The sequence below is a fragment of the Nannocystis exedens genome (assembly GCF_002343915.1).
Lineage (GTDB): Bacteria > Myxococcota_A > Polyangia > Nannocystales > Nannocystaceae > Nannocystis > Nannocystis exedens.
In genome coordinates this window covers 6,487,948-6,500,834 of sequence record NZ_NETK01000001.1, presented here as the reverse complement: position 1 = coordinate 6,500,834, position 12,887 = coordinate 6,487,948, and the positions used below count along the sequence as shown (strand labels likewise).

The 12,887-nt window shown below is 69.8% G+C and carries 10 protein-coding genes; 5 read left to right on the top strand and 5 right to left on the bottom strand.

The genetic code is table 11. From position 1 onward, the window contains the following. Positions 1–11 precede the first annotated feature (11 nt). Genes NAEX_RS25575 through roxA form a run of 3 tightly spaced genes read right to left on the bottom strand, consistent with a single transcriptional unit; the run spans position 12 to position 4,445 of the window. Positions 12–1,250, bottom strand: coding sequence for an acyl-CoA dehydrogenase family protein (locus NAEX_RS25575; RefSeq protein ID WP_096330097.1), 1,239 nt, complete (start codon positions 1,248–1,250; stop codon positions 12–14). Further along, positions 1,247–2,410 carry an acyl-CoA dehydrogenase family protein gene (locus NAEX_RS25570; protein WP_096330096.1) on the bottom strand — a complete coding sequence of 388 codons (1,164 nt, stop codon included), beginning with the start codon at positions 2,408–2,410 and terminating at the stop codon, positions 1,247–1,249. The genes NAEX_RS25575 and NAEX_RS25570 overlap by 4 nt, the downstream gene beginning before the upstream one ends. A 10-nt stretch (positions 2,411–2,420) precedes the next feature. Further along, a complete protein-coding gene (roxA, locus tag NAEX_RS25565) occupies positions 2,421–4,445 on the bottom strand; it encodes a rubber dioxygenase RoxA (RefSeq protein WP_476703774.1) in 2,025 nt (674 codons plus the stop codon). Positions 4,446–4,826: 381 nt separating this feature from the next. Here roxA and NAEX_RS25560 point away from each other — a divergent pair, with 381 nt between their 5' ends. Continuing rightward, on the top strand, positions 4,827–6,506 hold the full coding sequence (locus tag NAEX_RS25560; RefSeq protein WP_096330095.1) for a DUF3556 domain-containing protein: 1,680 nt from the start codon (positions 4,827–4,829) through the stop codon (positions 6,504–6,506). Between the two features lie 22 nt (positions 6,507–6,528). Beyond that, entirely contained in the window at positions 6,529–6,882 is a 354-nt protein-coding gene (locus tag NAEX_RS25555) for a hypothetical protein (RefSeq protein WP_096330094.1), read from the top strand. Between the two features lie 137 nt (positions 6,883–7,019). Here the strand turns inward: NAEX_RS25555 and NAEX_RS25550 are convergent, their stop codons facing one another. Further along, positions 7,020–8,576, bottom strand: a complete 1,557-nt coding sequence (locus NAEX_RS25550) for a c-type cytochrome (RefSeq protein WP_096330093.1) — start codon at positions 8,574–8,576, stop codon at positions 7,020–7,022. Positions 8,577–8,931: 355 nt separating this feature from the next. After that, a complete protein-coding gene (locus NAEX_RS25545; RefSeq protein ID WP_245913795.1) occupies positions 8,932–9,510 on the bottom strand; it encodes a TetR/AcrR family transcriptional regulator in 579 nt (192 codons plus the stop codon). A 639-nt stretch (positions 9,511–10,149) separates the two neighbouring features. Between NAEX_RS25545 and NAEX_RS25540 the strand changes: the two genes are divergently transcribed. From NAEX_RS25540 to NAEX_RS25530, 3 genes are read left to right on the top strand one after another with little or no spacing between them, the layout of a single operon-like run. Beyond that, positions 10,150–10,722, top strand: a complete 573-nt coding sequence (locus NAEX_RS25540) for a superoxide dismutase family protein (RefSeq protein ID WP_096330092.1) — start codon at positions 10,150–10,152, stop codon at positions 10,720–10,722. 32 nt (positions 10,723–10,754) lie between these two features. After that, on the top strand, positions 10,755–11,225 hold the full coding sequence (locus NAEX_RS25535) for a hemerythrin domain-containing protein (RefSeq protein WP_096330091.1): 471 nt from the start codon (positions 10,755–10,757) through the stop codon (positions 11,223–11,225). A gap of 55 nt (positions 11,226–11,280) precedes the next feature. After that, positions 11,281–12,819 carry an FAD-dependent oxidoreductase gene (locus NAEX_RS25530; protein ID WP_096330090.1) on the top strand — a complete coding sequence of 513 codons (1,539 nt, stop codon included), beginning with the start codon at positions 11,281–11,283 and terminating at the stop codon, positions 12,817–12,819. Positions 12,820–12,887 lie beyond the last annotated feature (68 nt).

The window sequence follows — 12,887 nt, the reverse complement described above, 5'->3', positions numbered from 1 at the left end:
CGTCGCTCCGTTCACTTCGACTTGGCGAGGCCGAGCACGCGCTCGCCGAGGATGTTGCGCTGGACCTCGTTGGATCCGGCAGCGATCGTGAAGCCGTACGAGTTCATGTAGGCGTGCGGCCAGCGGCCGCCGGCGGGCGCGTTCGGGTCGGTCTGGTGCAGCGACGCGGCCATGCCCTCGATCTCGCAGGCCAGCCGCGCGGTGTCTTGCAGCAATTCCGACAGCGTCAGCTTGTGCTGCAGCGGCAGGCGCAGCGGGTGGTCGACCAGCGCCGGCACGGCCGCGCGCCGCTCATTCTGCGCGAACGCTCGCTGGCGGATCAGCAGCTGCACGATCGCGTCGCGCAGCCGCGGGTCGTCGCTCGCCGGCCTGCCGTTGCGATACGAGCGCCTCGCCAGCTCGACCAGCCCCGCGGCCCCCAGCGTCGTCTCGCCGTCGTCACCGACGCCGCCGCCCGACGACGGCGTCACCAGCGGGCCGGCGCCGCGCTCGTGCAGCAACGTCGTCATCGCCACCGACCAGCCGCGCCCGACCTCGTCGAGGCGCAGGTCGTCGGCGATCGAGTAATCTTCGAAAAACACCTCGTTGAAGCCGAGCTCGCCGGTCATCTTGACGAGCGGGCGGATCGCCACGCCGCGGCCGATGCCGTCGCGGATCGGCGCGACGAAGTAGGTCATGCCCTCGTACTTGCGGGCGCGGTCGGTGCGGCACAGGAGGATCATCCACGTGGCGAAGTGCGCCAGGGTGGTCCACACCTTGTGGCCGTTGACGATCCACCGCTCGCCGTCGCGCTCGGCGTACGCCTGCACGTTCGCCAGGTCGGAGCCCGCGCCCGGCTCGCTGAAGCCCTGACACCAGATCTCCTCGGCGCTGAACAGCGGAGGCAGCAGCCGCCGCTTCTGCGCCTCGGTGCCGTGGTGGAAGATCGTCGGCGCCGCCATGCCGAGCCCGACGATGTTGGGGAAGAACGGCGCGCCGGCGGCCTTGAGTTCGTGGTTGGCGATCCACTGGCAGTCGCGCAGGCCGCCGCCGCCGTGCTCGCGCGGGTAGTCGCAGCCGACCAGCCCGGCCGCGTGCGCGGCCCGCTGCCAATTGCACAAATACTCGAGCTGCTCGACCGTGGCGATCTCGAGCGGCCCGAGCGGCAGGCGGAAGCGCGGGCGCGGCGGCAGGTTGCCGGCCAGCCACGCCTTGCAGTGGGCGCGGAAGGCCGCTTGTTCGGAGCTCTCGCTGGGCGAAGGTGTCGTCATCGGGTCAGCCTGCGTTCGTCGAGTCCCAATCGCCGGCCGATGATCTCGGCCATGATCTCGCTGGTCCCGCCGAAGATGCGGGTGACCCGCGCGTCGCGGTACATGCGACTGATGCGGTATTCTTCCATGTAGCCGGCGCCGCCGTGCAACTGCAAGCAGTCGTCGATCACCCGGCCCTCGAGCTCGGTGGCCAGCATCTTGGCGCCGCTTGCGACCTCGGCCGACAGCGCGCCGGCGCTGGCCAGCATCACGCAGTGGTCGATGTGGCTCTGCATGGCGTCGAGCTCGGCGCGCATGCGGGCCATGCGGAAGCGCGGGTCCTGGAAGGTGCCGATCGGCCGCCCGAAGGCGGTCCGCTGCTTGACGAACTCGAGCGTGACGTCGAACGCGACCTGGGCGTGGGCCACCGCGCCGATGGCGATCTGCAGCCGCTCGACCGCGAGCGCGCGCGTCAGGTAGCGGAAGCCCTGGGTCGGGTCGCCGAGCACGTTCTGCTTCGGCACGACGACGCCGTCGAAGAACATCTCGGCGGTGTCCTGCGCGTCGAGGCCCAGCTTGTCGAGCTTGCGACCGCGCCTGAAGCCCGCCATCCCTTCTTCTACCACGAACAGGCCGATCGCGCGGTCAGCCCCGCGCCCGGTCCTGGCGGCGACGACCACGAGGTCGGCGAGCAGCCCGTTCGAGATGTAGGTCTTCGAGCCGCTGAGGACCCAGTGGTCGTCATGTTCCTCGGCGCGCGCCTGCATGCCGCCGAGGTCGGAGCCGGCGGCCGGCTCCGACATCGCCACCGCGAGGATCTTCTCGCCGCGCACCGCCGCCGGCAGCCAGCGCTGCTTCTGCGCCTCGGTGCCGTGCTCACCGATGTACGGCGCCACCACGCGCGAGTGCAGCGTGAGGCACAGCCCCGGGTCGCCGTGGCGGAAGTTCTCCTCCTGGACGATCTGCTCGTAGCGCATGTCGTCGATCCCGAGGCCGCCGTACTGCTCGGGCGCCCACATCAACAGGTACCCGTGTTCGCCGGCCTTGCGGAAGATCTCGCGGTCCACCGACCCCTGGCGTCGCCAGCGATCGACGTGAGGGGTCACCTCCGCGCGGAAGAACTTGCGGACCGCCGCGCGGAAGATCTCGTGATCGGGTTCGAAGATCGTTCTTGGGGTCATCGCACCGCACTCACAGCGTCTTCATGTACTCGAGCAGCGCCCAGCGCTCGTCGTCGGTCAGCGACTGCGTGAACTCGTGGCCGTAGTTGCCCATGCCGTAGAGGTGGCTGTTGAAGATCATGCGCGAGCGGATCTGCTTCTGCGTGATCGGCGGGGGCGACTGGTAGGCGAGCGAGTTGTGCTGCGCGACCGTGTTGGCGATATTGGCGAACAGGACGTCGATGGTCGCCATCTCCTCCGAGCACGGCAGGAACGTGCTGTTGCCCGGCTTGTCCTCGCACTCCAGCTCGGTGTACTTCCAGCCGAGCTTGTCGAAGTCGTAGGCGGCGAAGCTGGCGTCGTAGCCGGCGTTGGTGCCGAGGATGTTGGCGGCGGTGTACTGGCGCTTCCACACCGCCGGGCGCGCGTCGGGGTCGAGCACGCCCCACAGGTCGGGCACGCTGCCGTTGTGGAAGTACGGCGCGTTGCCCCACGTGCCGTACAGCGGCGGCGCCATGTAGCCGAACGGCTCGATCCACTCGTTGGGGCCGATCGGCGAGAAGACCGGGCCCTGGCCGTTGTCGTAGGCGGCCCGCGGGACCCGGCGCAGGGCGCTGGTGATCGGGTCGTCGAAGAAGCCGGGGTGGTCGGGGCTCATGTCGTTGTAGGCCAGGAACGAGGTGTTCCAGGCCCGCCGCTTGCGCTCGTCGGCCATCAATTCGAAGCGCGCCGGGTCGGTGTCGATGATCTCGATCGGGGTGATCACGCCGGCGATGCCCTTGAGCCGCGGGTCGGGCAAATAGGCCGGGTCGGCGGCGTACAGCGGCGAATAGACGCCGTGGCAGCTGGCGCACGAGCCGTTGCCCTCGGGCACGGGGATGTCGGGGTTGGCCCCGTCGGCCCAAAGGTCGCGCTCGTGGAACAGCACGGCGCCCCACTCGGCCAGCTCCTCGTCGATCTCGTACGGGTACGGCGGCGGCGACAGCGAGAGGAAGAAGTTGTCGTTGTCCTCGAACTCGGCGGTCAGCTTCCGCCGCTCGGGCGCGCTGCGCAGCAGGTTGGCGACGCCGAACGCCATCTCCGAGCGGACGTTGTCGGAGGTCAGGGCGCCGTCCCAGAACTGGCGGGTCTTGAACGCGCGGTACCACCAATTGGGGGCGCGCGACATGCCGCCGGCGTGGCTCGGGAAGAACTCGAGCAGGCTCGGCACCATCGCCAGGGAGTCCATGTCGAACAGCGCGGGCAGGAGGTCGACGATGCCGATCGCGTCGGTCGAGCCGCGGCCGACGCTCCACGGGATCGGCGCCAGCAGCAGCACGTTGAGCAGCTTGTTGGCCTGGAAGAAGTCGGCCTGCAAGAGGCCGGCGTCGTTGGCGTCGTTCGAGCGGCCCCACACGAACGGCGCCTCCGCCGGGGTGCCGAGCCGCGAGTCGTGGCAGCCCGAGCACGACGACGAGATGAGCCCGGTCCACTTGCCGTTGTCGTCCTTGGCCTGCACGAGGCCGAGCGGCAATTGCCCGCTGCCGCCGTTGGTGAGGTTCGGGTTCTCCCACGGGTACGGGTACGGGTTGTGGAACGGCGCCTTGGCCATACCGTAGCGCTTGATCACCTGCTCGTCGAAGTCGGCCGGGCGGAACAGGTAGCCCCATTGCTTGTAGATCTCGTAGTAGTTCTTGGCCGTCGAGAACGACTGGAAGTAGGCCCGCTCGGTGACGTTCTTGCGCCCGCGCTCGACGCTGGCCCGGAACTCGCCGCAGGTCGTCGGATTCGGCGCCAGCGTGGTCTGAAACGGCGCCGGCGGGTCGTGCAGGTCGACCCACCAGGCGTTGAACTGCACCGCCGCCCCCGGCGTGTTGATGCCCGGGACCACCAGCGTCCGCGGGTCGAGCGGCAGCGGCGTATCGTCGGGCTTGCCCGCGCAGCCGGCCGCCAGCGGCGAGCGGATGGTGGCGGTGTCCAGGAGCGGCGGACTCGCCATTGCGAGGTCCGCCGTACACAGCATTGTCGTGACCGTCAGCGCGCTCGCGCCGACCATTCGTGTCGTCCCCGTCCTCATGGTGCCCCTCCCTGCTGCTGTCGTCGCATCACCCCTGCCGCGAAAGTCGCTCCCCCCGCGCCCGGGATCCGACGAACTGTGTTTCCGGTGTTCCAGCAAGACAGGGTGCAGCAACGGACCTGACCTAAGCGCCCATGGCCATGAAATCACTGGGAATTTCATCCGGAGGCCACTTTACTTGCTGGTGACTAGCAAGTATACAGATCGTGTTCTAGACCGTCAAGCAGCCCTGAGAGCGCGTTTTCGCCCCCCGAGGACGCTCGCGACCGGCCCCTCTGTCGAGCTCGTCCGGGTGGCGAAGGCGCCGCGTCGGCGCGCCCGCGAATGCGGTGAATCGCCGGCTTCCAATCGCCCGGGGCGCGGCTATGATCGCCGGTCTCGATGGGCTTGCTCGACCCGATCCCGCCGCCGTACGACCCCCTCGAGTGGGCCACGAAGCCCTTGCCGGACAAGAGCCGCATGGTGTGTCGCTCGTGGGCCCTCCAGGGTTACGGGACCCCGGTCGCGGTCTACTTCGTCTATCTGCTGAAGGTCGCCCTCTTCGTCGGCGGGTGGATCTTCTTCTGCGGGTTTTCGCCGGGCCTCGGCTCGCCGGCCGCGATCGGGCAATGGTGGCTCGAGCCGGTCGCGTTCCAGAAGGCGATCGTGTGGAGCCTGCTGTTCGAGGTGCTCGGCCTCGGCTGCGGCAGCGGGCCGCTGACCGGGCGCTACTTCCCGCCGATCGGCGGGTTCCTCCACTTCCTCCGCCCCGGCACCACCAAGCTCCCGCTGCTGCGCGGCCTGCCGCTGGTCGGCGGCGCCACCCGCAACGCGATCGACGTCGCGCTCTACGCGATCCTGCTGATCAGCCTGGTGCGCGCGCTGGTGGCCCCGCAGCTCGACGCGGCGCTGCTGTTGCCCCTGGTCGTGCTGGTGCCGCTGTGCGGCCTGCTCGACAAGACCGTGTTCCTGGCCGCGCGCGCCGAGCACTACTGGGTGACGATCGTGGTGTTCGCGTTCGCCAGCCCGTGGCTCGCCGGGGCCAAGGCGGTGCAGGCGGCGCTGTGGTTCTGGGCCGGCGTGTCGAAGCTGAACCACCACTTCCCGGCGGTGGTGTGCGTGATGACCAGCAATTCGCCGGTCACCCGCTTCGAGTGGATCCGCCGCCTCGTCTACCGCAGCTACCCCGACGACCTGCGGCCCTCGACTCTGGCGACGGTGATGGCCCACGTCGGCACGCTGCTCGAGCTGTCGGTGCCGATCGTCCTGCTCCTCGGCGACGGCGGCGTGGTCACCACGGTCGGCCTGGCGATGATGCTGATGCTGCACGGCTTCATCCTCAGCACGGTGCCGATGGGGGTGCCGATCGAGTGGAACGTGGTCGTGCTGTACGGCGGGTTCTTCCTGTTCGGCGCGCACGCCGAGGTGAGCCTCGCGGGGCTGCTCGACACGCCGGTGCTGGCGGCGTTCGTGGCCCTGTTCGCGGTGGTGCTGCCGCTGTGGGGCAACCTGGCGCCGCACCGCCTGTCGTTCCTGCTGTCGATGCGCTACTACGCCGGCAACTGGCCCTATTCCGTGTGGCTGTTCCGCGGCGACAGCCATCAAAAGCTCGAGCGCCTGCGCAAGTCGTCAAAATGGCTGTACGACCAGCTCGACGTGTTCTACGCGCGCAAGGTGTCGGTCGGCCTGGTCGGCAAGGTGATCGCGTTCCGCCTGATGCACCTGGCCGGCCGCGCGCTGTGCCGACTCTTGCCGCGCGCGGTCGACGATCCGACGAAGTACGAATGGGTCGACGGCGAGCTGGTCGCCGGCCTCGCGCTCGGCTGGAACTTCGGCGATGGGCACCTGCACGACGAACAATTGATCGCGGCGGTGCAGGCCCAGTGCGGCTTCGAACCCGGCGAGCTGCGCATCATCATGGTCGAGTCGCAGCCGCTGCACCGGCAGATCATGCTGTGGCGGATCCACGACGCCGCCACCGGCGAGCTCGGACGCGGCGAGATCGCCATCGCCGACCTGCGCAAATTGCAGCCGTGGTCGTTCGACCTGCCGGGCGGGGCGGCGCTCCGCGAAGGGGCGTGAGCGCGAGTGAACAGGAGGCGACATGCTCCCAAGGACATGGCTAGCCATAACGGCGCTGGTGACCCTCTGTTGTGGTGAAGAACCCCCGGACCTCGCCGACATCAGCCGCGACTACTGCGCCATTCTGATGACCTGCAAGCGGCCGGGCGTAGCGGTCGGCTACACAGACGAGGCGGAGTGCGAGGCGCACAGGACCGAGCGCTATCAGGAGGCGGCAGAAGTCGAGAAACCCGCCTGTCGGCGAGCCCAAGCCGCTTACGAGACGTGTGTGGGCGGGCTCGAATGGTGCGAGGGGTTCGATGATTACTGGTCGGGGCTCGCATGCGGCGCCGAGACGGACGCATGGTATTTGGAATGCTTGGGCGTGACTCCTTGACGCGAGCGTCGCTCGCGATCTCCAAGCGAGATGCGAGGGCCATCGGCGGCGAGGTGCTTGTGCGAGTCACCGCGGGAGCGCCGGCGTCCGGCACTGCGGGCGCCGAAGGGTGACGCCGGCGCCCGCACCGGACGCCGTCACAGCGTCTTGAGGTACTCGAGCACCGCGCGGCGCTCCTGGTCGTCGAGGTGATCGCCGAACGGGTGGCCGGTGTTCCAGTGGCCGGTGATCGTCGTGTCGTAGACGTGCTTGCGCTCGTCGTCGGGCGCGCCGTCCTGACCGTACGGCAATTCGACCCACGGCCAGCCGACGGCCTCCTCGTCGTAGTTGGTGCTGTCGTAGTCGACGCGGCGCCACCACATCGGGCGGGCCTTGCTGTTGAGCACCAATTCGATGGTCGGCACCGAGGCGTTGTGAAAATAGGGCGCGCTGGCCCAGATGCCGTCGAGCGGCGGGGCGACGTAGCCGACGAACGGGTCGCCGGTGGTGAGCTTGCCGATGTCGCCGTACCACGAAGAGTTGAACCAGTCGGCGAACGGGCGCGCGTCGGCCTCGAAGGCCAGGAGCGGATCGGTGCCGATCGTGTCGAGCGGCAGGAGCATGTTCGGGTAGGTCTCGAGCGCCGGGTCGTCGGCGTAGGTGCCGTGGCAGCACGAGCAGTCGCGGGCGAAGATCTCCTGGCCCTGCGCCGCCAGCTCGTCGTCGATCGAAAACGGGTACTTCGGCGCCTCGACCGACTCGATGAACGCGCGGATGTTGTTGAAGTACGAGAAGATGTCCTCCGCCTCCTCGACCGAATCGGTGCACAGCGCGCTGGCGTAGATCATGGTCGCCCGGTGGTCGCCGCGCGACATGCCGTTCCAGAACAGGCCGTGCTTCTTCTTGGTGTGCCACCACGGCGGCGTGTCGACCGGCAAGATGACGTCGGGCACCACCGTGTTCGGCTCGTCGAGCCACTCGAGCGTCTCGGCGTCGTGGCGCGTCGACAGCACCGCGGCCAGCGAGTCGGCGGGGTTGGTGCCGACGACGAGCATGCGCGTGTAATCGCCGACCGCCTGGTACCGCTGGGCCATCCGCGTCATCTCCTCGAGCCCGGGGATCGGGATGCCGGGGATCGGGATCTCCGCCAAGAACCCGCCGATCTGCTCGGTGTAATCGGCGTCGGCCTTGCCTAGGCCGATGACGAGCTCGCCGTTGAAGTGGCCGGCGTGGCACTCGAGACAGTTGAGCGAGACGATCTCGGCGCCGCTGCTCTTCGAGGTGTGGACGGTCCAGTTGTAGGGCACCTCGGCGTTCTTGCCGGTGCGGCCGGGGAGCGGCTCGCCCTCGCCGAAGGAGCCGAGGAGGGGGGCGGCGATCGGGAACAAGGCGAAGGGGATCCCGCACGACACGTACCCCTCGTTGAGCAAGGCGTGATAGCCGGCCTCGGCGTCGCCCTGGACCTGCTCGGTGCCCGGGATCGGGTAGCCCATGGCGCAGGCGGCGGGCGGCGGCTCGCCGTCGGTCGTCGAATCGCCGTGCGAGGAGCCGGTCGTCGGCGAGTCCACCCCCGAATCGTTGGCCTCGGTCGTGGTCGGGGCGCCGGGCTCCGTGGTGGTGCCGGGGCCGCCGGCGCCGGTGCTGTCGCTGCCGTCGCCGTCGCTGCCCTGGGCCGGCGCCCCCTCGCCGCAGGCGCCCAGGACCAGACATGCCACTGTTATCAATGTTCTCTGCGTCATCGATCCCATCGCGTCACTCCTCCTCCCGGACCGTCGCGCCCCCTGTCGGAGCGACGACGGGCGAATCGCCACACCTCCGCCGCGGCTCCGCTCTTGACGACCTCGGCCCGGACCTCTGCGCGACCCGCCGCGACCGCGGCAGGCCAGCCGCCTCCCCCGAATCCACGCGCCGCCACGCGAGGCCAGGGCGGCGCGCCCTGACGCGATGGCAGCGGGTTCATGGTGAGGCTGAACATTGTAAGACTACCGCCATTCCGACGAACCGGAATGATCATGGGGGGTTCGGACCCCGGGCGAGCGACGATTCGCAGACGAGGACGACGATGAAATTTCAGGCCTGGGCCGCCCGCAGCGCGCGGGCGATGTGCGCCCGCATCAGCCCGTGCAGCTCCTTGACGGGGATGTCGGGGTTGACCAGCCAGCGATAAAGGAGGCCGTCGACGACGCTGGCGAACAGCTCGGCGGCGAGCCCTGGGTCGACGCCGGCCGCGATCTCGCCGTGCGCCTGACCCTCTTCGATCCACCGCGTGAGCGCGCGGACGTGGGCCCGGTTCAGCTTGGCGACGTTGGCCCGGTACTCGGCGCTCGGATCGATGCTCGCGTAGCGCAGCAGGTACATCGCCCGCAGCCCCTTCGGCTCGTCGACGATGAATTGGTAGAGCGCGTCGGTGACCCGCTGCAGCGCCGCCACCCCGGTGGCGCGACCGACGACCGCCTGCACCCGCCGCAACCACTCGGCGGCGATGCTGTCGTGGACGTGGGCCAACAGCCCCGCCTTGGAGCCGAAGCGGTGCGTGACCAGGCCGCGCGAATAGCCGGAGCGCTCGCCGATGCCCGCGAGCGTGGTGCCGGCGATCCCTCGCTCCACCAGCAAGCTCACGGCCGCCTCGGTCATCAACTGCTCCGACATCGCCGTTCGCTCCTCCTGGGTCCGCCGTCTTGCCTCGGAAATCATCGAGCGTTTTTTTTCTTGTCAAAGCTCGGAGTTGTCAAAGCCCTCGAAGGTCATGACGCCTTACTTGCTGGTGACTAGCAAGTTATAAAAAGGCGCGGCCCGCGTCAAGGCCTCTGGCCAGCGTTCTGCGGGCATTGGGGTGCGACAAGGTGCGCCTGGCCGTGGCGGCCGCCGGTGGGCGCGCCGACAGGACGGCGATCGCAGAGGCGGGCGGCCGAGGGGCGAAATCGCGGCGAGACCCGCCAATCTCAGGGGTCATGACTGGCAGCAATGGCTGAGCCCGCCGTGAAATGCTGCGAGGCAGCGGGTCCTCGCATTCGGCGATGAGCCCGCTCGGGTCCGGCGGCCGCCGCGGCGACGCGAGTTGCGCAACGGCCGACGAGGCCGGCGGAATCGCGGCACCTCGGGCGAGGGCCCACTTTCCGCTCCCGGCCGGCGAACCGCCGGGAAACGGGGCGTCGGTGCCTCGGGTCGGTAGGGCGCCGCGAGCCGGGGCCGGGCGCGTGATCATAGTTGCCGGCGTCACTCGCCGTCCCGGGGCCGTCCGGCCTCGACGGTGCATCGATTCCCCCTTGCCTCGGCCTCAGGTGAATCATGTCTCACGATTTCGCGAGAGCCTCGCTCCTCTCCATCGTCTCGCTCGTCCTCGCCGGCCCGACGGGCTGCGGCTCGTCGAAGTCCGACGAGGTCGTGGCCGTCGCCGAGCTCGCTCCGCTCGGCGCGAGCGCCGTCGACGGGACCGTCACCTTCACCAAGAAGAACGGCGAAGTCCACGTCGAGGCGCGGGTCAACGGCCTCCAGACCGGCGACCACGGGTTCCACATCCACGAGTTCGGCGACTGCTCGGCGCCCGACGGCATGTCGGCCGGCGAGCACTTCAACCCGGACAAGACCGACCACGGCGCGCCGAAGGCCCCGCGCCACCACGCCGGCGACCTCGGCAACCTGGCCGGCGCCGGCAGCGGCAAGCAGACCACGCTCGACATGAAGCTCGAGGGCTTCACCCTCGACACCGGTCCGCGGGGGATCCTCGGCCGCTCGGTGCTGGTCCACGCGGCCCCCGACGACTACACCTCGCAGCCGGCCGGCAACTCGGGGGCGCGGATCGCCTGCGGCGTGATTCGCCTCCGCGGCGGCGACACCCAGCCGGTCACCGCGCCGAAGTGAGCGCGAAGCGAAGATCAGCGGAGGAGCGCACCATGCATCGGCCCGAGATCTACGAGCTCCTGGCGCGTGAACACGAGGAGATCGACGAGCTGTTCCACGAGCTCCTGGCGGCGAAGGGCAAGCTCGCCGCCGAGCTGCTGGCGCGGGTGCGGCTCAAGCTCGTGCCGCACTCGCGCGCCGAGGAGGCCGTGTTCTACCTGCGCCTGCAGGAGGACGAGCGCACGGCCGAGAAGGTCCGCGTCAGCCTGGAGGAGCACAAGCAGGTCGAGAACCTGCTGGGCGAGCTGGTCGCGATGTCGCCGCGCGACGACAACTGGGCCGCGCGGGCGCGCGTGCTGGCCGACATGGTCGGGCACCACGTCGACGAGGAAGAGGGCGAGCTGTTCCCGCTGGCCAGGCGCGTCCTCGATCCGCACGAGGCCCAGCGGCTCGGCGCCGCCTTCGAGACCGAGCGCGACCGCGTATGGGAGTACATCCTCGGCCAGCAGCGCGGCGCCGCGTGATGATCGTGCGGCGGATCGTCCTTGACCTTCGCGCGCGTTCGCCAACATATTCGGCATGGCGCTCGAACATCCCGTAGAAGCTACGACCTCGGTGTGGCAGGCCACCTGCGACACGCCGAGCTTCGGCCCGCTGACGCAAGACATGGAGACCGACGTGTGCATCGTCGGCGCGGGCCTCGTCGGCCTGACGGCGGCGCTGCGGCTGGTCCGCGCGGGCCGGCGCGTCGTCGTGCTCGACAGTCAGCAGCCGGGCCGCGGCAACACCGGCCGGACCACCGCGCACCTGGCCAGCGCGATCGACGACCGCTTCAGCGAGCTCGCCCGGGTGCACGGCCTCGACGCCGCGCGCCTGGCGTGGGAGAGCCACGCGACCGCCATCGATTGCATCGAGGCGATCGCCCGCGACGAAAACATCGACTGCGACTTCCAGCGCTGCGACGGCTACCTGTGGCTGGCCCCCGACCAGGACCCGGACATCCTCCGCGAGGAGCTCGAGACGGTCCACGCGTTCGGCTGGCACGGGGTGCAGGCGATGGACGAGGACCCGGTGTTCCGCCGGCCCTGCCTGCGCTTCCCCGACCAGGCCCAGTTCCACCCGCTGAAGTACCTCGCCGGCCTGTGCGCCGCGCTGAAGCGCAGCGGCGCCGCGATCTTCGGCGACACCCGCGTCGAGGACGTCGCCGGCGGCGACGTGGTCGTGACGACCACCGAACGCGGCCGTCGCGTGCGCAGCAAGGCCGCCATCGTCGCCACCTGCTCGCCGATCTGCGACCGCTTCGCCATCCACAGCAAGCAGGCGCCCTACACCACCTACGCGATCGGCCTGCGGATCCCCGCCGGCGTCGTGCCCACGGGGCTCTACTGGGACACCATCGACCCCTATCATTACGTCCGCCTGCAGCCGGGCAGCGACGGCAAGGGCGACGTTTTGATCGTCGGCGGCGAGGATCACAAGACCGGCCAGGCCGACGACGGTGAGCGCCGCTTCGAGGCCCTGGAGGCGTGGACCCGCGCGCGCGTGCCGGCGGCGCAGGAGCGGCTGTACCGCTGGTCGGGCCAGGTGTTCGAGACGCTCGACGGCCTGGCGCACATCGGCCCCGATCCGGCCGGCGCCGCCAATGTCTACATCGCCACCGGTGACTCCGGCATGGGCATGACGCACAGCACGATCGCGGCGATGATGCTGTGCTCGCAGATCTGCGACGGCGAGAGCGAGTGGTCGCACCTCTACGACCCGCGGCGGAAGCCGCTGAAGGCCGGCGGCGAGTTCCTGCGCGAGAACGCCAACGTCGCCGCGCAGTACGCCGATTGGCTGCGGCCCGGCGAAATCCGCTCGATCGACGAGGTCGCCCCCGGCACCGGCGCGATCCTCCGCTCGGGCCTGTCGCGGGTCGCCGTCTACCGCGACGAGAGCGGCGAGATCCACGCCTGCTCCGCCGCCTGCACGCACCTTTTGGGCTCCGTGTCGTGGAACCACCTGGAGAAGACGTGGGACTGCCCGTGCCACGGCTCGCGCTTCGACCGCCTGGGCGAGGTGATCGCCGGCCCGGCCCGCTCCGGCCTGCGCGTGCTCGACCCGCGGACGCTGCGCTGAAGCCGAGCGCCGCCGGCGCGAGCTCGAAAATGCCGGCGCGGCGGCTCGCGTCGCCGTGAGCTCGGCGC

Bases quoted from the DNA above. Each gene is read 5' to 3' on its own strand.
- NAEX_RS25575 (WP_096330097.1), bottom strand. From the start codon at position 1,250: ATGACGACACCTTCGCCCAGCGAGAGCTCCGAACAAGCGGCCTTCCGC.
- NAEX_RS25570 (WP_096330096.1), bottom strand. From the start codon at position 2,410: ATGACCCCAAGAACGATCTTCGAACCCGATCACGAGATCTTCCGCGCG.
- roxA (WP_476703774.1), bottom strand. From the start codon at position 4,445: ATGAGGACGGGGACGACACGAATGGTCGGCGCGAGCGCGCTGACGGTC.
- NAEX_RS25560 (WP_096330095.1), top strand. From the start codon at position 4,827: ATGGGCTTGCTCGACCCGATCCCGCCGCCGTACGACCCCCTCGAGTGG.
- NAEX_RS25555 (WP_096330094.1), top strand. From the start codon at position 6,529: ATGCTCCCAAGGACATGGCTAGCCATAACGGCGCTGGTGACCCTCTGT.
- NAEX_RS25545 (WP_245913795.1), bottom strand. From the start codon at position 9,510: ATGTCGGAGCAGTTGATGACCGAGGCGGCCGTGAGCTTGCTGGTGGAG.
- NAEX_RS25540 (WP_096330092.1), top strand. From the start codon at position 10,150: ATGTCTCACGATTTCGCGAGAGCCTCGCTCCTCTCCATCGTCTCGCTC.
- NAEX_RS25535 (WP_096330091.1), top strand. From the start codon at position 10,755: ATGCATCGGCCCGAGATCTACGAGCTCCTGGCGCGTGAACACGAGGAG.
- NAEX_RS25530 (WP_096330090.1), top strand. From the start codon at position 11,281: ATGGCGCTCGAACATCCCGTAGAAGCTACGACCTCGGTGTGGCAGGCC.